Origin of the sequence: Citrobacter sp. HN-141 (genome assembly GCF_033341895.1) — a bacterium.
Lineage (GTDB): Bacteria > Pseudomonadota > Gammaproteobacteria > Enterobacterales > Enterobacteriaceae > Citrobacter.
Map to the genome: position 1 here is coordinate 17,829 of NZ_JAWPBF010000027.1, position 22,561 is coordinate 40,389.

A 22,561-nucleotide genomic window follows, 5' to 3' on the forward strand; every position below is an offset into this window, starting at 1 on the left:
GGCGAGTCCATTTATTGGATATCTTTGAGCACGTCACGCATGACTGGCCCAATCTTCTCGAAAGCCTTCGGCGTAATGATATCGACGTGCGCGCAGTCCTGGCGATAAACATCCAGACTGGAAATCCACGGTGACCAACTGCGTTCCGGGCTGACTCCCGGCGGTAACGTGCGTTCAGCAACAAACAGCGTCGCGTGTCCCGCAAACGGTACGCTATGTGCCGTACTCAGCAGTCGAACCGCATCGGCATAGTTACCTTCGATGGCGCTAAACAATGCGTCGGACGCATTGCCCTGCTGAGCCGTCAGAAACGCCTCCCGCTCACGATCAATTTCCGCCAACACTTCCGGGTCGAGTCCATTGGCCTCTTTTTCCGACCAATTTTGCGTTTCCGGCGGCCAGGTATCCAGCAGGCCAAGAAACGCGACCGTTTCTCCGCGCGCGTGTAATCGGGCAGCAATGCCCTGCGCCAGCGTACCGCCCAACGAGTACCCAATCAGATAATAAGGTCCATGAGGTTGCTGGCGAAGTAACGTTGCCAGGTGCTGTTCGCACACCGCATCCAGGTTTTCTGCTGTCTGCATCGGGCCATCCGGTCGCGGTGACTGGATACCCATAATTGACCACTGTGGAGGAAGATAGCGTGACAACACGCTAAACTGCCAGGCGAAACCCGATGCCGGATGGAAGCAGAACAGCACAGGGCCATCGCTTTCACGCAGCGGCAGCAGCGTTTCAAATCCCAGCCGTTGCGACTGCTCGTCATCGTTGCTATCCAGCAATGCGCTGAGCTGTTCGACGGTCGAGGCCACCATAATCTGTCCAGGCGTTACCTGGCGCGCAAAAATGCGGCTCAATTGTGCCGCCAGCTTCATCGCCAGCAGAGAATGCCCGCCAAGCGCAAAGAAATCCGCTTCAACATCATTGACCTCACAGCCCAGTAAGGCCGTGAACGCCTGAGCAATCGTGGTTTCAGTCCCTGCTCGCGGCGCCCGCCCTTCCTGGCGTGACGTCAGTTGTGGCATCGGTAACGCTTTACGATCCAGCTTGCCGTTGGCGCTGAGCGGGAGCTCCGGCAGTTGCAGCAGCACTGTCGGAACCATATGTGCAGGCAGGGTTGCGCGCAGACTCTCGCGCAATGCCGGAATATCCAGCGGTAAGCCCGATTGTGACACCAGATAGCCCACTAACTGGCGCGCATCGCCGCCTGTCGCTACCGCCTGATTGAATACGCAGGCATGGGCAACAGCATGCTCAACATCTGGCAACTGCTGCATCACCCGATCAATCTCGCCCAGTTCAATACGCTGCCCACGGATTTTTAGCTGGTCATCACTGCGCCCAAGATATTCCACCGCACCATTTTCCAGCCAGCGCGCCACGTCTCCGGTACGGTACATACGTTCGCCAGGGCTAAAGGGATCGGCAATAAAACGGCTCGCCGTCAGATCTGGTCGGCCGAGATATCCCTGCGCCAGTTGGAGCCCCGTCAGGTACAGGTCGCCGGCGACACCAATGGGCACTGGACGCATCATGGCATCGAGGATCCGCAAACCGGTATTCCAGACCGGATAGCCGATGGGTACGCTGTTGCCGGTCACGGCAGCGAGTTCCTCACCCCAGGCTGGATACCAGCTGACATCTACCGCCGCCTCGGTTGGCCCATACAAATTGTGCAGCGGCGCGTGGGTCAGTTGCTCCCATTCGCGGCACAAGGCTGCCGGCAGCGCTTCTCCGCTACAAAACACCTGTTTCAACGTGGAGCAGCTTTCCCGCGCCGTTTCGGGCGTCAGTGAGGTCACAAACGCCGCCAGCATCGACGGTACAAAGTGCGTTGTCGTCACCCCAAACGTCGCGAAGAACTGTTGCATCGCCAGCGGGTCACGATGTGCCTCTGGTTCAGCCATCACCAGTTTTGCACCGGCAATGAAGGGCCAGAAAAATTCCCAGACCGAAACATCAAAACTGCATGGCGTTTTTTGCGCCACCACATCGTCGGCCGTCAGCGGATAGTGATTCTGCATCCATAGCAGGCGGTTCACGATGGCGGTTTGCCCCACCATCACCCCTTTGGGTCTGCCCGTCGATCCTGAGGTGAAGATGATATAGGCCGTATGATTTGGTCGTGATAATGCTAATGGTGTGTCATCTTGTTCTGGCAATGGCGCGGTGTAGCACAGGCTTTCCAGCCCCGGGATACCGCTAAAACGAACCCGTTGTTCATCAGTGGTGATAAGCAACGTAGGTTTAGCGTCTTCCAGCATCATCCGCAGGCGATCGTCCGGATATCCGGTATCCAGCGGTAACCAGGCGGCCCCCGCTTCGACGATACCGTGCAGCGCCAGCGTCAGGAAAACGGAGCGCGGTAAGGCAACCGCCACGCTGTCCCCCGGGCGCACACCGCGTTCGCGCAGCAGTTTTGCCAGTGCCACCACCTGCTGACGCATTTCGCGATAGCTAAACTGATAGCGGGCATCGGCCAGCGCCGGCGCATCCGGTGTTTTGCTGGCTTGCCCAGCCACCAGCGCACTCAATGTGGTGGAAGGGATCGTCACTGCCGTATTGTTAATCGTCGCCAGCTGTTCGTGCTCGGACGCCAGCAGCATCTCCGCATCCCCGCAGCGTAGCGCCGGATTTGCGGCAAATTGCGCGATAAGCGCCGTTAAACGCGAAGCATGTTGTGCCAACGTAGCGGCGTCATATCGCTGCTTATTCGCCAGAATTTCAATGCTCAGCCCACCGTTTTCATCCGGGAACAGCGCCAGTTCCAGATCGTTAACCGGCCCCGTCGCCAGCGTATGGGTTTGCGCCTGCACGCCAGGAATATTCAACTGATAGTCAAAGATCTTCACGTTCAGCACCGGGCCAAACAGCGGTTCAGCCCCGGCCGCACGCCCGCTGTCACGGACAATTTGTTCGGCATCATAGCGCTGGTGTCGGCGCATTTTCTTCATCTGCCCGGCCAGCCGTTGCGCAAGCGCAGGGAGACTTTCTGCTGCATCAAGTCTCACGCCAAAGGGCAGGACATTTAACACTGGTCCGGTAGCGGTAAGCGCCGCTGAGCCCATGCGGCGCATAAAGATAAACCCGGCGGCATAGTCCATTCGGCTGCATAAACGACCGAGCCACAATGCAACCAGCGCCAGCGCCAGATCCGCACGCTGAACCTCTGGCATACGCGACGCAAGCTGGCGGAATGAACCTTCAGGCGCCGTTAACTTCATGCGAATAATATCCGCGCTGGCTGAGCGTCCCGGCAGCGGTTTGTTCGATAATGAAGCCGGCGGCGGCAGTTGTTGGCGTTGCTCAGCCCAGAATGCGCTATCACGTTGCCAGGCATCGCTTTGACGATACTGTTGATACTCTTCCACGACCTCGGCAAACGGCGTAAATGGCGAGGCTGGCGTGGATTCACCGCGCAGCCACGCTGTGTAAATTGCAGCAATCTGGCGGGTAATAGCCGGGAAACTAAAGCCATCAACCAATAAGTGATGATAGCGCTGATACCAGTACCAGCGTTTATCTCCCACTTGAATGAGCAGATGGAAGACCAGCGGCTTGCCGCCGTCAACGCGCAGATCCTGTTGCAGATCCGCCCGCATCAACGCACGTGCCGCCTCGTGCGGACTGGATTCATCGCGTAAATCGAGAATGTCAGGTTCAGCAAAGGTGAGCGTAGGATCAACCCATTGCCAGATTTCACCGTTATCCTCAGTGAACTGCATCCGCAGGGTATCCGCATGCTCCAGACCGGCCACGACCGCCTGTGCCAGCAGTGGCGCATTCAGTTCACCGGTTAATTCGACATAGTGTGCAACGCTCCATGCCGAGGGCAATGTGGAGAGCTTTTCTGCCATCCAGATCCCTGGCTGGGCCGCAACTAAGGGTAAGCGCTGAGTCATTGCGCCTCCTGTACATCGACATAGTTCGCTGGCGTCAGCGTGGTCCAGTTCGCATCCAGCCATTGCTGGCAGACTTCCTGCGACTGCGGTTCACACACAACCGTCCATCCAGCAGGAAGTGAGCACTGCTGAGGCCAGAGGCTGAATTGACGTTGTGGGTTTTGCAGAATGTAAAACTGTCCCTGCGGGTTATCGAAGGGGTTACTGAATTCCATACTCAACTCCTGTCGTGGAACATCGTCCGGTTAAAGCGTGTCGGTGAGCTGTTGCCAGAGCGTCATCAGCCCTTGCATTAAGCCGCCGCGCCAGCAAAGCGCATCATGTCCACCCTCAACCTGACGCCAGAAAATAGACTGTGGTGCAGAGGGAAATTGGGCGAATAGCGCCTGATTAGCACGAAAAATAATCGGCTCGCGGGTCCCGGCTTCCAGCACAATACGTAGACCCTGAACGCTTAGCGTTCCGGCCTTCAGTTGTTCAATAATCACGCCATCCTGATGACCACCGCGATGCGGCCACCAATAAGATCCGGACTGACTGAGTACGCAGCCAAACCGATCCGGCCAGTTCAGTCCGGCATACAGAGAAGCCAAGCCGCCAAAACTTTGCCCGGCAACCACCGTACGCTGCGGGTCGTCGCTGAATGGCGTCGTGGTCTTCACCCGCGGCAATAATTCCTGCTGAACTGCCAGCCAAAAATCAGCGTTACACGGCAATTCATGGCTGCGATGCGGCGTGTCAATGGCATCAATCAGGAGATATACCGCGGGAGGAAGCTGGCCACGATGAGTGAGTGAGGTCAGAGCCGGCCAGACCGGCATACTGTGTGCCCAAAACTGTCCGTCCAGCAGAATAGCCAGGGGACGTTCTTCCGGGTTGGCTTCACCGGTGGTGAAAACCCATACCCGGCGCGTATTACCCAACCGGTCACTGTGCCATTGCAGGCATACGGCGGGCGAGTCGGGATTTTCAGGGCGATCCCATCCCGGCTGTACGGGAGCATCTGGCATCTCCAGTGCGGACACCGCATGCCCCCGGCCCCCTTTCCAGCTTTGAGTATTGAGAGGGTCCGCAATAGCCTGTGGCAACAGTTGTCGCCAGCCTTCGCGTAGCACAGCGCGATCGGGCGTATCACCCGGTGCCAGTGAGGCAAAAATATCGTTTCGATCGGAGGGGATAAAACAGTAACTGCCGCGCCAGTTAGCGCTCAGGGAAATGCTCCAGCACCAAACATTCGTACCATCAATACGTTGCATCGACTGGGGTACGGCATTTTGATGATGATCGGTAACGCCCGTGATGTAGACCCACACCCGGCGAATGGATGACTCTTTTTCGCTTCCCTGCGGGTCGCGCCACCAGAACGTTACACGGTAATCGCCGTTGTCTTCACGCTCCCATTCCGGGCCATTTTTAGACTGCCACCACGCCTCGCTTCCCATCATTAACGCCGTCACCGTCATAACCCCATGTTTATTGTGAAATTTTATATCTGAGCGTGAAATATATTGATAATATTATTGATAACTATTTGCATTTGCAATAGCGTATTGACGCGCTGTGGGAAGCGCGCACAGTTTTTCACCACTTATAAACCGACCTGGCGCTGCGTACTTTTTCTGGAACGGAGGGTTTACGCAGATGCGGGCGACATCAGGCCTGGTGCCCAAAACGGCACACGGGTACTCGTGGCTAAAAGAAAGCAGGACATACAATGAACAACAAGATTCATTCACTGGCCTTATTGGTCAATTTAGGGATTTACGGGGTAGCACTGCCCGCGATGGCAGAAGATAAAACCGATAGCGCCACCGTCTCTCATGAAGACACCATCGTCGTTACCGCTGCCCAGCAGAACCTGCAGGCGCCGGGCGTTTCAACCATCACCGCAGATGAGATCCGTAAGAATCCTCCGGCTCGCGACGTCTCGGAAATCATCCGTACCATGCCTGGTGTGAACCTGACCGGTAACTCAACCAGCGGACAGCGCGGCAACAACCGTCAGATCGATATTCGCGGTATGGGCCCAGAAAACACCCTGATTCTGATCGACGGCAAGCCGGTAACCAGTCGCAACTCTGTGCGCCAGGGGTGGCGTGGTGAGCGTGATACCCGCGGTGATACCAGCTGGGTTGCTCCAGAAATGATTGAACGCATTGAAGTCCTGCGCGGCCCAGCAGCGGCACGCTACGGCAACGGCGCGGCAGGTGGTGTGGTGAATATCATCACCAAAAAAGGTGGCGATGAGTGGCATGGCTCCTGGAATACCTATTTCAACGCCCCAGAACACAAAGAAGAAGGCTCGACCAAACGCACCAACTTTAGCCTGAATGGCCCGCTGGGTGGGGATTTCAGCTTCCGCCTGAACGGTAACCTCGACAAAACTCAGGCCGATGCCTGGGACATTAACGACGGTCACCAGTCAGCACGTACAGGGTCATATGCCGATACGATGCCTGCGGGTCGTGAAGGTGTAAAAAACAAAGATATCAACGGCCTGCTGCGTTGGGATTTTGCCCCAATGCAATCGCTGGAGTTTGAAGCCGGCTACAGCCGCCAGGGCAACCTGTATGCGGGTGACACTCAAAATACCAACAACGATAACAAAACTAACGGGCTGGTAAAAAAATACTACGGTAAAGAAACCAACCGTATGTACCGCCAGAACTATGCGCTGACGTGGAACGGCGGCTGGGACAACGGCATTACCACCAGCAACTGGGCGCAATACGAACACACCCGTAACTCCCGTTTGGGTGAAGGTCTGGCAGGTGGCCTTGAAGGGTTATTTAACAGTAATCAATTTACCGACACTGACCTGGCGGATGTCACCCTGCACAGCGAAATTAGCATTCCATTCGACCTGTTGGTTAACCAGAACCTGACGCTCGGTACCGAATGGAACCAGCAGCGTATGAAAGACATGAGTTCCAATACCCAGACCTTTATGGGTGGGAACATACCGGGTGCCAGCAGCACCGATCGTAGCCCGTATTCACAGGCTGAAATTTTCTCCCTGTTTGCAGAAAATAACATGGAGCTGACCGACAGCACCATGTTGACGCCGGGTCTGCGCTTCGACCACCACAGCGTCGTTGGTGACAACTGGAGCCCATCCCTGAACCTGTCCCAAGGTCTGGGCGACGACTTTACGCTGAAAATGGGTATCGCACGGGCCTATAAAGCACCTAGCCTGTACCAGACTAACCCGAACTATATTCTGTACAGCAAAGGCCAGGGCTGCTATGCCACCGGTTCTGCGACGGGCATTGGTTGCTATATGATGGGCAATGATGACCTGAAGGCCGAAACCAGTATCAACAAAGAGATTGGTCTGGAGTTCAAACGTGACGGTTGGCTGGCCGGCGTCACCTGGTTCCGCAACGATTATCGCAACAAGATCGAAGCGGGGACTGTACCGCTAAGCAGAACGTCAATTACCCAGAAAAACCCGACTACGGGTAAAGCAACAACAACCTACACCGATATCTATCAGTGGGAAAACGTACCTAAAGCGGTGGTGGAAGGCCTGGAAGGGACGTTGAACGTACCGGTTAGCGAAACCGTTACCTGGACCAACAACATCACTTACATGCTGCAAAGTAAGAATAAAGAGACCGGCGAACGCTTGTCGATTATTCCTGAATACACGCTGAACTCAACGCTGAGCTGGCAGGCGCGTGAAGATTTGTCACTGCAATCCACCTTTACCTGGTACGGCAAACAACAGCCGAAGAAATATGATTACCAGGGTAAACCGGTGACCGGCAGTTCTGCCCAGGAAGTGAGCCCGTACAGCATCGTCGGCCTGAGCGCAACCTGGGATGTGACCAAAAACGTCAGCCTGACCGGCGGCGTGGATAACGTCTTCGACAAACGTCTGTGGCGTGAAGGCAATGCCCAAACAACCAGTGATATCAAAACTGGCGACTATATGGCGGGCGCTGGCGCGTACACCTATAACGAACCGGGTCGTACGTGGTTCATGAGCGTGAATACCCACTTCTGATAGCGTTGTTCCCTCTCCTCCCGGTGGGGAGAGGGAAACGATACAAAATCATGCGTACAACACACACATCATTCCCTTTCGCTGACCACACGCTGCATATTGTCGGGTTTGATCCCAACAGCTTTCACGAACACGATCTGCTCTGGCTCCCTCACCATGCCCAGCTAACCGCTGGTGCACGTAAACGTAAAGCAGAACACCTGGCAGGACGTATCGCCGCAATACATGCATTACGTGAATACGGTATCAAAACTGTACCAGGCATCGGCGAGCAGCGACAACCGCTGTGGCCACATGGCCTCTTTGGCAGTATCAGCCATAGCGCAACAACGGCACTGGCTGTCGTCTCACGCTACCCCGTCGGACTGGACATTGAAGCTATTTTTTCGCAGCAGGTCGCAGCTGAGCTTGCTGACAGCATAATAGACAACACTGAGCGACAGATCTTGCTTCACGCGTCACTCCCCTTTCCGCTAGCTTTAACTCTGGCCTTCAGCGCCAAAGAGAGTCTGTATAAGGCATTTTCAGCGCACTTGACTCACCTTCCGGGCTTCTCCAGCGCCAACGTTATCGCTCTCACCACGACGCAGATCACCTTGCAAATCACGCCGTCATTTTCGCAAAGCCTCGCCGGGCTGAGCGTTAACGTTAGCTGGTTTCGGCGTGAAGAAAACATCATTACCCTATGCCCGGCCCCGCCATCATACTCACCAGCCTTTTCTGTCTGAGTGGTCAGGGAAAACGCACTATGCCGGTTGAAACGCCGCCAGCGATCGGCGTTGTCGCCCGTTTTCATCAAAGTTGTCGACAGCCAGCCAACGCTGCAAAACAGCGTCACACTGTGGCCACTCATCGTCAATCATTGATAGCCAGTCGCTGTCGCGGTTGCGCCCCTTACGCACCATTTTCTGGCGAAAGCGCCCTTCATGGATAAATCCTAAACGCTCCGCCGCACGGCGGGATGCGACGTTCAGGGAATCGCATTTCCACTCCACGCGGCGATAGCCCAGCGCAAACGCCTGGCGTAGCAACAGCCAGACGGTTTCTGTACCCAGTACCGTATTCTTCATTCGTGGCGACCAGGTCACATGGCCTATCTCGACCGAGCCATTTACAAGGTCGATCGCCATAAATGAGACTAACCCCACGGCGCGCCCGGATTGTAAATCAATCACCGCATAGGGAACCAAAGAGGCATCCGTTGATTTGCCCGTGACCCAACGCACGGCCTCCTCTACGCTCGCAGGACGCGTGCTGGCAAGCCAGGTCCAGTCACGTTCGTCAGGTGCCTGCGCGTAGGCGTCAAACAGATCGGCGGCATGGCGGTCAGCATCCAGGGGCTCCAGACGGCAATATTGACCAATAAGCACACTCCGTGGCAGCGCGGTTGCGCCATTCCAGTCCGGCAGGGCATCACCCACCGTCTGCCCATACAGATTTATCTCTGGCACTGTTCAACCCCTGTTATGCAAGTAAAAACCACGTTATAGCACCCGCCATTTCACCTTCAAAGCACTGGTCAGGGATTTTTCACGCAGAACAGAAAATCGCCGCCCCTTCTATACTGATTAAAAATCAACGCTCAGGAGAACACGATGTCACTACCCGATTTTCATGTCTCTGACCCCTTTACGTTAGGCATTGAACTGGAAATGCAGGTAATCAATCCTCCGGGATACGATCTGAGCCAGGACGCATCCAGGTTGATTGACACCGTGAAGTCAGAACTCACTGTCGGCGAGGTGAAGCACGATATCACCGAAAGCATGCTGGAAATGGCGACCGGGGTGTGTCGCGATGTTGACCAGGCGGCCGCGCAGTTTTCCACCATGCAGCACCTTGTTTTGCGCGCAGCCCAAACGCTTCACCTCGAAATCTGCGGCGGTGGTACGCACCCGTTTCAAACATGGCAGCGTCAGGAAGTGTGTGATGACGAACGCTATCGGCGGAACCTGGAGAACTTCGGCTACCTTATTCAGCAGGCGACGGTTTTCGGTCAGCATGTCCATATCGGCTGCGCCAACGGTGACGATGCGATTTACCTGCTGCACGGCCTGTCGCGATTTGTCCCCCACTTTATTGCGCTCTCTGCGGCCTCGCCCTATATGCAGGCTGCCGATACACGTTTTGCCTGTGCACGGCTGAACATTTTCTCCGGATTTCCCGATAATGGCCCGATGCCGTGGGTGAGCAACTGGCAGGAATTTACCGGGCTCTTTCGCCGACTGGCGTATACCAGCATGATTGACAGCATTAAAGATTTGCACTGGGATATTCGCCCCAGTCCGCATTTTGGCACGGTAGAGGTGCGGGTGATGGACACCCCGCTGACCCTTGAGCACGCACTCAACATGGCCGGGCTTATTCAGGCTACCGCCCACTGGTTACTCACCGACCGGCCATTCAGGCATCAGGAAAATGATTATCTGTTGTACACGTTCAACCGTTTTCAGGCCTGTCGTTTTGGTATGGAAGGAATACTCACCGACGTGAATACCGGGGATCGCCATCGCCTGGCGGATGACACGCTACGCTTACTGGACACTGTCGCCGCGTCGGCGGAAAAAGTGGGGGCAGCGAGTGCCATAAACACCTTACATCAGCAGGTGAAAAAGGGTTACAATGAGGTCCGGCACATGCGTGATTTTGTGGCAAACGGTGGCTCGCTGAGTGGACTGGTGAAAAAACACTGTGAGATCTGGGCGGGGCATTAAGCGCGACGTTTGCGTTAACCAACGATATCCCCGACAATGGCTTTTTAACTCAAGTTTAACAATGCCATGAAACACCCGCTTGAATCACTGATGACCGCCGCCGGGATACTGCTGCTGGCTCTGCTTTCCTGTCTGTTGCTGCCCGCCCCTTCGCTTGGCCTGGTGTTGGCGCAAAAGTTAGTCACAACCTTTCATTTAATGGATCTTAACCAGTTTTATACTTTGTTGTTCTGTCTGTGGTTCTTGCTTCTCGGGGTGATCGAGTATTTTGTACTGCGCTTCATCTGGCGGCGTTGGTTCTCGCTGGCAGAATAGACCCGCGAGAACCCGTATACCGTTAATGTGTGCGGCTGTGATTTTCTTTACGATACGCCCCAGGCGGCTGGCTAAACGTACGGGTAAAAATACGCGTGAAAGTCTGCTGCGAATCGAAGCCATACTTTAGGCAGATATCGTAAACTTTTTGGTCGGTATCGCGCAGATCGCGTGCCGCTAATAATAGCTTACGTTCACGGATATACCGCCCGAGGCTCTCGCCTTTGTACTGCAGAAAAAGGCGTTGCAGATGCCATTTTGAATACCCCGCATGGCGCGCAATATCATCAATGCGCAAGGGTTGATTCAAATTATCATCAATCCATTCAACAATCGTATCAATTACCTGAGCAGAAATCGTCATCATGCTCTCCCCTCTGTTCATTGCGTTGCCTGCTGCCACCAGGCCGTAAACTGTTGGTCCGGTTCGGACAGTGCTACCGGCTCACCCAGCATCGGCGTCAGCAATCGGTAATGTTGGCGGCGACTGGCAAGTGCCAGTCTTTTGTAGGGATCATCCCAGGTGTGTTTTGCCAGAACGAAGCGACCCGCATGTCCGGGTAATACCGCTTTCGCGTGGAGATCGGCTGCGGCCTGGGCGGTCTCTTCCGGCATCATATGAATGAACTTCCAGTCCTGGTCATACTGACCATTTTCCATAATTGCCAAATCGACCTTGCCAAACTGCTCGCCAATCGCTTTAAAATGCGGCCCGTAGCCGGAGTCGCCGCTGTAGTAAACATTCTGTTCCGGCGTTTCAAACATGAAACTGGCCCACAGCGTTTGGTTACGTTTAATCCCCCGGCCAGAAAAATGGCGGGCAGGCAGGACATGGACGATCAGTGAATCCGTCACTTTGACGGATTGATTCCAGTCGCGTTCCTCAATGATCTCGCTGTTCATTCCCCAGTAACGCAGGTGCGAACCTACGCCAAGCGGTGTAATCACGCGCTTAATCTTCGGCATCAGAGCCTTGATGGTGGCGAGATCCAGATGGTCATAGTGATCATGCGAGATAATAAGAAGATCGATCTCCGGCATCGTCTGCGCGGTCCACGGATACTCGCCGGCAAAGGCTTTATTCAGGAATGAAAACGGTGCGGCATAATTGCTCAACACCGGATCAATAAGAATACGCTGGCCCGCCAACTGCAAATACCATGAGGAATGCCCCAGCCAGACAAGGGTATCCTGCTGTGGCGATAAACTGGCGAGATCGGTCGCAACCAGGGGTAACGGCTGCGCGGGTCGCGCGTTTTCTCGCTTCGCGACCAGAAACTCCCACCAGGCCGCCAACATACCTTTGTTGCCGGTATAGCCTGGGGTCGGGACCTGATTATGAAACTGTCCATCACGATAGTGTGGCGACTGTTCAACCTGACTCAGTTGTGCTCCTTGCGGCGCCTGACCAAATCCGGCATTGAGTACAAACGGTAAACTTGCTGCTGCGGCAATGAGCATAATAACAACCACACAAACTGTGAGACGCTTCATATCCTGACCTTAAACGCGCTCCCTTTCCGCTGGGTTGCACGACTGACTCTTGATTATGAGTGAGTAAGCACTCATTATAGAAATCGAAAGTTTGTCGTCAAGATGATTTTCAATCTTTGACATTCGCCGTTGCGGTGCTGCAAAGGCCGTGATTCAATCCTATTTTTTTACAGACTTAGGGGTAAAGTGTAGTGGCTCGTCCGAAGAGTGAAGACAAAAAACAGGCATTACTGGAAGCTGCAACCATAGCATTTGCACAATCAGGTATTGCGGCCTCTACCGCCGTTATTGCCCGAAATGCAGGTGTCGCAGAGGGAACGTTGTTTCGCTATTTCGCAACAAAAGATGATCTGATCAACGAGCTTTACCTCCATTTAAAGCAAGACCTCTGCCAGTCAATGATGGCAAATCTTGATCGCTCAGTGACCGATGCCAAAACCATGACTCACTACATCTGGAACAGCTACATCAGTTGGGGTCTGGACCATACTTGTGGACATCGCACTATCCGCCAACTGGCCGTCAGCGAGAAAATCAGCAAAGAAACCGAACAGCAGGCTGACGATATGTTTCCGGAACTGCGCGATTTATGTCATCGTTCCGTTCGCCCTGAATTTATGTCTGACGAATATCGTGCCTTCGGTGATGGGCTTTTTCTTTCACTGGCAGAGACAACCATGGAATTCGCCGCCCGCGATCCTGCCCGCGCGAATGAATACATTTCGATGGGGTTTGAGGCCATGTGGCGCGCACTAACCCGCGAGGAAAAATAATGGACGGCCAAACGCTGCATGCTTGTGCTAAACGTATTGCGCTCGAACTCCCTTTTACCGAGCAATGCTGGCCGTTCGGCCCGGAATACGATGTCTTCAAAGTCGGCGGTAAGATTTTTATGATTGTCTCAGAGCAGCGCGGCCGTCCGTTGGTTAATTTGAAGTCAGACCCACAAAAATCACTACTGAATCAGCAGATTTACCGCAGTATCGAACCGGGCTATCACATGAATAAAAAGCACTGGATATCCGTCTACCCCGGCGATGATATTAGCGAGTCATTACTGACCGACCTGGTGAACGACTCATGGCATCGGGTGGTAGACGGCCTGCCTAAGCGGGATCAAAAACGCCTGCGGCCTGGCTGATTTATCGTTAGCGTCGATAAGTGTTTTTGCATTTTTCGGTCTTATCATTTTCCCGCTAACCCTGTACCCTGCTGAAACAAAACGCACCCGCAGGGTACGAAAAACCACCAGGAGTAGTTATGGATATTGTTTCTGTCGCCTTAAAACGTTACTCCACTAAGGCATTTGATCCGAATAAAAAACTGACCGCTGAGCAAGCAGAAAAATTAAAAACACTGCTGCAGTTTAGTCCGTCCAGTACCAACTCTCAGCCTTGGCACTTTATCGTTGCCAGCACTGACGAAGGAAAAGCGCGGGTGGCTAAATCCGCAGCCGGCGGCTTTGTGTTCAACGAACGTAAAATGCTGGATGCTTCCCACGTCGTGGTGTTCTGCGCCAAAACGGCGATGGACGATGCGTGGCTGGAACGCGTGGTGGATCAAGAAGAGCGCGATGGACGCTTTGCTACCCCAGAAGCCAAAGCGGCAAACCACAAAGGTCGTACATTCTTTGCCGACCTGCACCGCAAGGAACTGAAAGACGACAACCACTGGATGGCGAAACAGGTGTACCTGAACGTCGGTAACTTCCTGCTGGGTGTGGCGGCGATGGGTCTGGATGCTGTACCGATTGAAGGCTTTGATGCGGACATCATGGATGCAGAATTTGGCCTGAAAGAAAAAGGTTACACCAGCGTTGTTGTGGTCCCGGTGGGTCATCACAGCGTAGAAGACTTCAACGCTGCCCTGCCAAAATCACGTCTGCCGCAAGAAACGACGCTGACAGAAGTCTGATCCCCACATTTGCATAAGCTCCACACAGCGGTCATCATAGACCGCTGTTTATTAAGGAGACATTATGCAGGAATTGATATCTCAGGTAGAAGAACTCGGCATTGAAATAAATCACACCACCTCGCTGGTGATGATTTTTGGCATTATTTTTATCACCGCCATTATTGTTCACGTTATTTTGCACTGGGTGGTATTACGCGCATTTGAAAAGCGCGCCAACGCCAGCTCCCGCCTGTGGCTACAAATCATCACGCAGAACAAATTATTTCACCGACTGGCATTCACCCTGCAGGGTATCATTGTCAATATACAGGCCGCACTCTGGCTACAGAAAGGCAGTGAAGCCGCAGAAATATTAGTCACCTGCGCACAGCTGTGGATCATGATGTACGCCCTGCTGTCTTTATTCTCCCTGCTGGACGTGATTCTCAATCTGTCGCAAAAACTCCCTGCCGCATCACAACTACCGTTGAAAGGAATATTTCAGGGCATCAAGTTAATTGGCGCAATTATCGTCGGAATATTGATGATTTCCCTGCTGATTGGTCAGTCCCCAGCGATACTGATCAGCGGTCTGGGTGCGATGGCCGCCGTCTTAATGTTGGTATTTAAAGATCCGATCCTCGGACTGGTCGCCGGTATTCAGCTGTCAGCCAACGATATGCTCAAGCTGGGCGACTGGCTGGAAATGCCGAAATACGGTGCCGATGGCGCGGTTATTGATATTGGATTAACCACGGTAAAAGTACGCAACTGGGATAACACCATCACCACTATCCCTACCTGGTCGCTGGTATCAGACTCGTTTAAAAACTGGAGCGGGATGTCAGCTTCCGGTGGTCGACGCATTAAGCGCAGCATCAGCATCGATGCCACCAGCATTCATTTTCTCGATGAAGATGAACGCCAGCGATTACATAAAGCGCATCTGCTGAAACCCTATTTAACCACGCGTCACCAGGAAATCAGCGAGTGGAACCAGCAATTAGATGCGCCTGAGTCCGTATTGAATCATCGCCAGATGACCAATATCGGCACCTTCCGCGCTTATCTGAACGAATATTTACGCCACCATCCGCGCATTCGCAAAGATATGACGTTAATGGTGCGCCAGCTTGCACCCGATGACCACGGTTTACCGATTGAAATTTACGCGTTTACCAATACGGTGGTGTGGCTGGAATATGAAAGTATTCAGGCTGATATCTTCGACCATATTTTTGCCGTCGTCGAAGAGTTCGGTTTACGCATTCATCAATCCCCTACCGGAAATGATATTCGCGCACTGGCAGGCGTTTTTCAGCGTTAATCGGTAGCATGAAAAAAGGACCGATCTCATCACCAGGATGAGATCGGTTAGATATTAGCGGGACTTGCGACGCAGCAGTTTGAATGCCGCGAACAGGAACAAGATCCACACCGGCAGCAGGATAGCGGACAGGCGCATATCATCCATGGTGCACATCAGCACCAGAATCATGCCGAGAAAGGCGATACACACGTAGTTCCCTGCCGGATATAGCAGTGCTTTAAACTGCGTGTCACGTCCCTTACGACGCATCGCCGCCCGGAATCGCAGATGTGCCAGACAGATCATAATCCAGTTCAGCAGCAGCGTCGCCACCACCAGCGCCATCAGCAGGCTAAAGGCCTTTTGCGGCAGCACATAGTTGATGAGTACCACCAGCGACGTAATCGCGCCGGACAGAATCAATGAGTTCACCGGTACGCCACGACGGCTGACCCGGGTTAAGAATTTCGGTGCATTTCCCTGTACCGACAAGCCAAACAGCATACGACTGTTCGAATAAACACCGCTGTTGTAGACCGACAGTGAAGCCACCAGAATGACAAAATTCAGCGCAGATGCCACCACGTTACTGTCAAGATTGTGGAAAATCATTACGAACGGGCTGCTATTCGATTTTACTTCCACCCACGGATACAGCGCCAACAGCACCACCAGTGAGCCGATGTAAAACAGCAAAATACGATACACCACCTGGTTTACCGCTTTCGGAATGCTTTTTTGTGGGTCCTGCGCTTCGGCAGCGGTAATGCCGATCAGTTCCAGACCACCAAACGAGAACATAATCACCGCCAACGACAGGATCAGTCCGTTCCAGCCAGTCGCGAAAAAGCCGTTATAACGCCACAGGTTATCGATGCTTGCATGTTCGCCACCGTTGCCGGAAAACAGCATCCAGATACCAAAGCCAATCATGCCGATAATTGCCAGGGCTTTGATCAGCGCAAACCAAAATTCCGTTTCGCCATACAGACGCACGTTGACCAGGTTGACCGCATTGATAATCACGAAGAAAGCCGCGGCCCAAATCCAGGTTGGGACATCAGGCAGCCAGTACTGCATATAAATTCCGGCGGCGGTGAGTTCTGCCATGCCAACCAGCACAAACATCACCCAGTAGTTCCAGCCAGACAAAAAACCGGCAAACGGACCCCAGTATTTATAGGCAAAGTGGGCAAACGATCCTGAAACGGGTTCTTCAACCACCATTTCGCCCAGCTGACGCATGATCAGAAACGCGATGATCCCGGCAACACCGTAACCGAGTAATACAGCAGGTCCCGCCATCTGAATAGCCGGGCCGATTCCCAGAAACAAGCCAGTACCAATTGCGCCTCCCAGCGCAATTAACTGAATATGGCGGTTTTGCAACCCCCGCTGAAGCGTCGGTTCATTCGTCGACGCGGCATCAGACACGCTGGTGTCAGATGCAGTTGACGCGTTTTTCACGCCCTACCCCTGTGTGGTTTTTATTGAAGGGGCTTCTTTTAACATTTCAACCTGGTTGTCGCAAGGCGCAATCGTTTGGATACGCCGGGCATCCTTGCCCAACGCACCGAGGCCCAGGAAAAAAAATCAGAAGTCGTAACTGACGGAAACCTTCAGCGTGCGCGGCTCGCCCTGGAACAGATAAGTTCCGGTATCATCAATACCTGACCAGTAATTTTCGTTGGTGACGTTATCGACCCCTGCACGCAAAATCATCTGGTTCTGGTTTTGATTGAGTGACATACGGTAACGCACACCTAAATCCAGTGTGGTAAAACTGTCGAGTTTCTTGGTATTTGCCGCGTTGGCATACTGAGCGCCAGAATGGTTCAGCCGTGCCGTCGCGGTGAGTCCTTCAACCGGTTTAATATCATATTCAGCCCCCAGCACCGCATAGAAGTCCGGTACGCCGATTGCCGTGTTACCGTTGTTGACGCCGTTTTGATTTTTACTGAGCGTCGCATCCAGCCACGTTGCACTGGCGTTCAGCCGCAATCCTAACACTGGCTCACCAAAAACATTCAGCTCCACGCCACGGTTACGCTGCTCACCGTTGATGGCGTAATACCGGGTCTGGCTATCCAGTTGCGCGACCGGCATTTTGATTTCAAACAGCGCCAGTGAGCCGCCGACACGCCCAAAGTCGGTTTTGACCCCAACCTCATTCTGTTTTGCATGGATGATTCCGGTGCTTTGACCGTAGTTCACCGCATTACTTGGCGCGGTGCTGCCTGGCTGTAGCGATTCGGTATGGTTCGCGTAAAAAGAGAGTTCCTGCCACGGCTTGTATACAACACCGTACGTCGGCATCCAGCGGCTGTCATCAAAACTGTTCTTAACGTTTTCAGCGCCAGTTTCTTTGTTGTAATCACGTACCACGACCTTTTGGTGGCGTGCGCCGACGGTAAACAGAAGCTGATCATCAAGCACGCCCAACGTATCGCTGAGTAACCACCCCTGACTACGCGTACGTCCACTGGTTAACGGATCGCTATAGTTACCTCCCGTCGCCGTCACCGCGGGTTTTGCGACAGCTTGCGTATCGTAGATATTGACGTCCGGACGTGCGGCACGTGACCCCATGCGCCAGGCGATTTTGTCTTCTTTAGTGACGGCGGAATAACCTACGTTTACCTTATGCGACACAAAACCCGTATCAAAATTCCCGCGCAGCCCTGCCATCCCGCTGAACGCATCAATAATACGATTGGTATCAAGGCGTCCGGCTTTCGCGTCACCGGCCTGGTTGTATATTTCCGGGGCACTGTACAAGCCAATCTCATGCGCGTGTTGCGCGCCTAAACCGGCATAAGCGGTCCAGTTATCGGTCAGATCATATTCCGTGCGCGCCATTCCGAACTCATTTTCAATATCGCTATAACCCCATCTCTGGCTATAGTTGTGCGTATTTTTCGGCAGATCGGGGACAAATGGCACATAGTAAATATTGATCCCCATGTTGCCACCGTGAAACGTCTTTTTCTGATACCCAACGTCTAATGAACTGCGGAAACGGTCGCCACGGTAATCCAGTCCCAGCGATGCCAGCGTAGTACGGCGTTTATCGTCGTCTACCGCCCCCTCCCCTTCACGATGCAACAGATTCACACGGGCGCCGACCTGGTTATTGTCACCAAAACGGCGTCCGGCATCGAGCGACGTTCCCACCTGTGAGTCACTGGTGTAATCCATACCGAGGCGTGTGATCGGCGTATCGTCTGCATGCTTGGGTTCAAGATTAATCATCCCGCCAACGCCGCTACCGGCCGCGCCATTGAGCAATCCATTCGCACCTTTAAAGATTTCAACGCGATCGATCATCTGCGTATCCACCACCTGACGCGGCAGCACACCGGATAATCCACCAAAAGTCATATCATCGCCGTCAAGTTTCAGGCCGCGAATACGGTATGTCTCTGCGTAGTTACCGTAGCCTTGTACCGCCTGCACGCTCGCGTCATTGGCGACAACATCGGCTACGGTCTTAGCTTGCTGATCTTCGACTATTTTTGAGGTGTAACTTATAACGTTAAATGGCACATCCATGGCATTTTGCTGACCTAGCATCCCCAGCCTGCCGCCATTGGCGACCTGGCCGTCGAGAAAAGCAGGCAGTAACGTATCGCCACCGGATTTAAAATCACTTCTCTCGGCAGCCTGGACCACAATGGTCTCTTCCGCTTCTGTGGGAGTCTCAGCAGCATTCACCGTGCCGGAAAGCGCGCCAATAGTAGCGGCCAGCACCGTTTTTCTCATTAAGTGTGCGTATGTTTTAGTGTTGTCCATAGCCATGCCATTAAAAGTCTGACGACGTTGCCGGAGAGCGCCCCGGCAACATGGTGTTATTATTTATTCAGATCGATACGCACCACGTTATCTGGCGCGGAGGTGGAGTGGTCTTTATTGAATTTCTGTTTCACTGTAACAAACAAGGTTTGGCCATCAGCAGAGAGCAACAGGCTGTTTGGATTGGGGAGGAGATCCCAGCTTTTCTTCACGCTGTAATCCGTTGCATTCAGGCTAAGCAATTTTCCGGAATCACGCTGGGTAATATAGATTTCGTTGCGTTTTGCATTGAATTTCACCGCCAGCGAATCCCCGATATCCAGCTGTTTAAGCAGCTTGCCCGTATGAATATCCAACACCAATGTCGTTTTCGCTTTGGAATTGTCGGTGACAAACAGGCGACCGGTTTGCGGGTCTTCCGCCATATTCAACAGCAACGCGGGTTTATCGCCCAGCGGTTGCCAGCGTTTTTCAACGCGCTGAGTGCGTGGGTTGATAACGAGGATTTCACCGCCGCCATTTGCCGCATAAATACGCTGCGTCATTTCTGAGTAATGCAGTCCGGTCATCCATTTACCGGTATTTTTAATCCGGGTTTTCAGTTTCAGCGTTTCAGCATCAACCACCCAAATCACCGCCGGATCGGCAACGGCGCCAATATAGAGCAGACCATTATGCAACAGCACCTGACGTGCGCCGTACGGGAATCCTTCTGGGTTACGTTCCGGGAATAACACGCGATTCTTCACTTTGCCATCAGCGGTATTCAGCGCGCTTAGACCACCATCCAGAGAGTTGGTGACATACACCGTTTTACCGTCTGGCGAGATAGCCATACCAAAGTTTTTCAGATCGGTGTGGCTCAGACCGAGGGTCTTCAGCGTTTGCGGTTCCAGCTTGTAAACCACCCCACCCTGAACATCTTTGAACCCTTCCGCACTGGCGACGTACAGCGCATCACCCGCTGGACTCAGCGCCATTTCATACAAGCCATCAGCCAGTGCTCGCTGCTGAATATCCGTTGCTGCCGGTGCGATTGTTTTTTCCTGTGCCACCGGGTTACTGGCTGGCGTGGCGTTAGCTGTGCAGCCGCTTAATGCAACGGCAACCAACAATGCCAGAGCGGATGTTGTTTTTTTCATTGTCGGGGTCCTTACCAGAGTTCACGCAGATTGTTAATAACAAAAAGAGAATGAGAACTATACGCATTATCTTTATCAGATCAAGAATAATTAGCTGGTGAATAAAAAAGATGAAACGAGGGTTTAAAGACGCGAAGAAGTGCGCGGCAGTACCGCTTTTTCATAATTACAGTGAATTATTCTGGACGAAAAGGCATCGCAGGCCACAGAATGCACTTTACTGTTTTTCCAACATTTTCAAACGGGTGAACCTGTCGTGGTTCAGTCACTCGTTTTTGAACCACGCCAGGCAACGACTGTCATGAATAAGATCATTAAACGACTTGAGATCGTCAAAAGCGCCATCGAACTGGAAGATGAAGAGATTATTTTCCAGCAGCTGGCGCATCTGAAAAATGAACCTTTGCCAGTCATTCCCGGCGTCATCGTGACGGCGATTGAAGAACGGCGTTTCGGCGATGCCCTGCGTGAAATTACACACTGGCTACAATCCCAGCGCGCAGTATCAACGTGGCAGGACCCCGGCATTGCCGCCAGTAAGCTCGAACTGAAAGCGCTTGAAACCCAACTGCGCGATCTGATTGATAAGCGCAACACGCGCATTCAAATCCTCGATGATTTCAATGACCTGTACCATCTTCGTCTTGGACCGTTGATGAGCCGAATTCTCGAACTGCGTAAGCAGCTGGCCGCCAGCGCGCAACGTAAGCAGGAAGCAGAACGAAAACGTCGGGAAAAAGATTATCAGTCCTGCCTGCACTATATTTCACAGGCCGTTGATCAACTGGCGAAACTCAAGCAGCACTGGGTAAATCTGAGTTCGGACTCCCGCGAATCCGTGGAAACTCGCCAGCGCATTCAGCAACAGACTGAGCTTATCACCGCCCTGCTGGCGGAAATTCGTGAACTGGAAAACGACTTTTCTCGCCAGGACGACAGCGCGACCCGTCAGGCACAGGAGGAAGCCAGCCATGAGTATGATGAATATCAGGAACAACAGCAGGATGCACAGCACCGTTACACCCGCGACCAGCGGCTTTCAGCAGATGAACGTAATGAGTTAAAACGCCTGTGGCGTCAGGCCAGTCGCCTTTGCCACCCGGACGTGGTAGCGGATGACCTGAAAGAGAAAGCCCATCAGATGATGGTACAGCTTAATCAGGCACGACAAAATGCCGATCTGGCCGCGGTTAGGGCATTATTGACCCAGTTACAAGCCGGGCTCGAACCGATGATGGCAAGTGACCGATTAAACGATCTGCAGCATTTACGCAGCAAGATTCAGCAGCTCAGGGAGCAAATTAATGCGCTGCTCAAAGAGATTAGCGATCTGGAGGCGGAAAACGCCTGGCGTCTTGCCACTTCAGTAACAGACAAAGAAGCCTACTTCTCCGATCAGCAACGAGCACTGACAGAAATCCGCACTACGCTGGAAATGCAGGTACAACAAGTGGAGCAAGAGCTATTGGCTGGCTAAGAAAATTCGCGTACAAAAAGCAGACAAAAAAGCGGCTGCAAGACTGATTTTTAGATTAAGCACGAAAAGCTTACTTTAGATAAAACACCTTAAAATCAATAAACCAAAAGAATATAAATCTAAATTATTTTCATTTACAGCCCATTAATTCAAATCAAACGCTATTTTCTTCTTCTGAACATTTATCTCCTTTCCGGCCCTGTCTTTGATTAAGAATTCTCCTGGTTGTTTCCTTCCCCGTTAAGAAAATCACATATCTGTTTGAAATTAATAAAAATTAACAATATCCCCCTTCAAAACCTATAGGAATCCCCTGTCATTATCGAATCGACGGACACAAAACCCCGCCGATCAATAAGCGAAATCTATCAATCATCTTCACAGAGGTGATTTAAACGATTTATCTTAAATTTTAACAAAGTGTAATATCTACTGGTAATGACTCCAACTTATTGATAGTGTTTTATGTTCAGATAATGCCCGATGACTTTGTCATGCAGCTCCACCGATT

General features: G+C 52.8%; 19 protein-coding genes. 9 read left to right on the top strand and 10 right to left on the bottom strand.

Annotated features, from left to right (window positions below; genetic code table 11):
• Positions 1-11: 11 nt before the first annotated feature.
• The 3 genes from entF to fes are packed head-to-tail and all read right to left on the bottom strand — an operon-like array spanning position 12 to position 5,365.
• Positions 12-3,902, bottom strand: a complete 3,891-nt coding sequence (entF, locus tag RYZ59_RS22745; protein WP_318050844.1) for an enterobactin non-ribosomal peptide synthetase EntF — start codon at positions 3,900-3,902, stop codon at positions 12-14.
• Entirely contained in the window at positions 3,899-4,117 is a 219-nt protein-coding gene (locus tag RYZ59_RS22750; RefSeq protein WP_061067489.1) for an MbtH family protein, read from the bottom strand. The genes entF and RYZ59_RS22750 overlap by 4 nt, the downstream gene beginning before the upstream one ends.
• 30 nt (positions 4,118-4,147) lie before the next feature.
• Positions 4,148-5,365, bottom strand: coding sequence for an enterochelin esterase (gene fes, locus RYZ59_RS22755; protein WP_318050846.1), 1,218 nt, complete (start codon positions 5,363-5,365; stop codon positions 4,148-4,150).
• A gap of 251 nt (positions 5,366-5,616) precedes the next feature.
• On the opposite strand from fes, the gene RYZ59_RS22760 reads away from it, so the two are divergent.
• Complete coding sequence (locus tag RYZ59_RS22760) at positions 5,617-7,911, top strand: TonB-dependent siderophore receptor (RefSeq protein ID WP_318050848.1); 2,295 nt, start codon at positions 5,617-5,619, stop codon at positions 7,909-7,911.
• 50 nt (positions 7,912-7,961) lie between these two features.
• On the top strand, positions 7,962-8,639 hold the full coding sequence (gene entD / locus RYZ59_RS22765) for an enterobactin synthase subunit EntD (RefSeq protein ID WP_318050849.1): 678 nt from the start codon (positions 7,962-7,964) through the stop codon (positions 8,637-8,639).
• Positions 8,640-8,657: 18 nt separating this feature from the next.
• Here the strand turns inward: entD and RYZ59_RS22770 are convergent, their stop codons facing one another.
• Positions 8,658-9,362 carry a GNAT family protein gene (locus tag RYZ59_RS22770; protein WP_318050851.1) on the bottom strand — a complete coding sequence of 235 codons (705 nt, stop codon included), beginning with the start codon at positions 9,360-9,362 and terminating at the stop codon, positions 8,658-8,660.
• A 144-nt stretch (positions 9,363-9,506) separates the two neighbouring features.
• On the opposite strand from RYZ59_RS22770, the gene RYZ59_RS22775 reads away from it, so the two are divergent.
• Both RYZ59_RS22775 and RYZ59_RS22780 read left to right on the top strand, forming a co-directional pair.
• Positions 9,507-10,625 carry a YbdK family carboxylate-amine ligase gene (locus RYZ59_RS22775; protein ID WP_318050852.1) on the top strand — a complete coding sequence of 373 codons (1,119 nt, stop codon included), beginning with the start codon at positions 9,507-9,509 and terminating at the stop codon, positions 10,623-10,625.
• Positions 10,626-10,691: 66 nt separating this feature from the next.
• Entirely contained in the window at positions 10,692-10,940 is a 249-nt protein-coding gene (locus RYZ59_RS22780) for a DUF1158 family protein (protein ID WP_005122002.1), read from the top strand.
• A gap of 22 nt (positions 10,941-10,962) precedes the next feature.
• On the opposite strand, the gene RYZ59_RS22785 is transcribed toward RYZ59_RS22780, so the two are convergent.
• Positions 10,963-11,304 (bottom strand): RamA family antibiotic efflux transcriptional regulator, encoded by a 342-nt coding sequence (locus RYZ59_RS22785; protein WP_005122005.1) that lies wholly within the window; start codon positions 11,302-11,304, stop codon positions 10,963-10,965.
• A 17-nt stretch (positions 11,305-11,321) separates the two neighbouring features.
• Positions 11,322-12,434, bottom strand: a complete 1,113-nt coding sequence (locus tag RYZ59_RS22790) for an MBL fold metallo-hydrolase (RefSeq protein WP_202039198.1) — start codon at positions 12,432-12,434, stop codon at positions 11,322-11,324.
• Positions 12,435-12,625: 191 nt separating this feature from the next.
• Here RYZ59_RS22790 and RYZ59_RS22795 point away from each other — a divergent pair, with 191 nt between their 5' ends.
• The 4 genes from RYZ59_RS22795 (at position 12,626) to RYZ59_RS22810 (ending at position 15,657) form a co-directional block, all read left to right on the top strand.
• Positions 12,626-13,207 (top strand): TetR/AcrR family transcriptional regulator, encoded by a 582-nt coding sequence (locus RYZ59_RS22795; protein ID WP_271457209.1) that lies wholly within the window; start codon positions 12,626-12,628, stop codon positions 13,205-13,207.
• A complete protein-coding gene (locus RYZ59_RS22800; RefSeq protein WP_048212349.1) occupies positions 13,207-13,575 on the top strand; it encodes an MmcQ/YjbR family DNA-binding protein in 369 nt (122 codons plus the stop codon). The genes RYZ59_RS22795 and RYZ59_RS22800 overlap by 1 nt, the downstream gene beginning before the upstream one ends.
• Before the next feature lie 119 nt (positions 13,576-13,694).
• Positions 13,695-14,348 (top strand): oxygen-insensitive NAD(P)H nitroreductase, encoded by a 654-nt coding sequence (gene nfsB, locus RYZ59_RS22805; protein WP_318050860.1) that lies wholly within the window; start codon positions 13,695-13,697, stop codon positions 14,346-14,348.
• A 64-nt stretch (positions 14,349-14,412) separates the two neighbouring features.
• Entirely contained in the window at positions 14,413-15,657 is a 1,245-nt protein-coding gene (locus RYZ59_RS22810) for a mechanosensitive ion channel family protein (protein WP_202039199.1), read from the top strand.
• 54 nt (positions 15,658-15,711) lie between these two features.
• Here RYZ59_RS22810 and pheP read toward each other — a convergent pair whose 3' ends face one another.
• The 3 genes from pheP to RYZ59_RS22825 all read right to left on the bottom strand — a co-directional run bounded on the left by pheP (position 15,712) and on the right by RYZ59_RS22825 (position 20,573).
• The gene (pheP, locus tag RYZ59_RS22815) at positions 15,712-17,106 is read right to left on the bottom strand and encodes a phenylalanine transporter (protein ID WP_318050862.1); all 1,395 of its coding nucleotides are present in this window, start codon (positions 17,104-17,106) and stop codon (positions 15,712-15,714) included.
• A gap of 126 nt (positions 17,107-17,232) precedes the next feature.
• Complete coding sequence (locus RYZ59_RS22820; protein ID WP_318050864.1) at positions 17,233-19,431, bottom strand: TonB-dependent siderophore receptor; 2,199 nt, start codon at positions 19,429-19,431, stop codon at positions 17,233-17,235.
• A 59-nt stretch (positions 19,432-19,490) separates the two neighbouring features.
• Complete coding sequence (locus RYZ59_RS22825; RefSeq protein ID WP_318050865.1) at positions 19,491-20,573, bottom strand: YncE family protein; 1,083 nt, start codon at positions 20,571-20,573, stop codon at positions 19,491-19,493.
• 301 nt (positions 20,574-20,874) lie between these two features.
• Here RYZ59_RS22825 and RYZ59_RS22830 point away from each other — a divergent pair, with 301 nt between their 5' ends.
• Positions 20,875-22,050, top strand: a complete 1,176-nt coding sequence (locus RYZ59_RS22830; RefSeq protein ID WP_318050867.1) for a DnaJ family molecular chaperone — start codon at positions 20,875-20,877, stop codon at positions 22,048-22,050.
• Positions 22,051-22,499: 449 nt separating this feature from the next.
• On the opposite strand, the gene RYZ59_RS24880 is transcribed toward RYZ59_RS22830, so the two are convergent.
• On the bottom strand, positions 22,500-22,561 hold a 62-nt coding region (locus RYZ59_RS24880), incomplete at its 5' end, for an IS1 family transposase (RefSeq protein WP_071528444.1).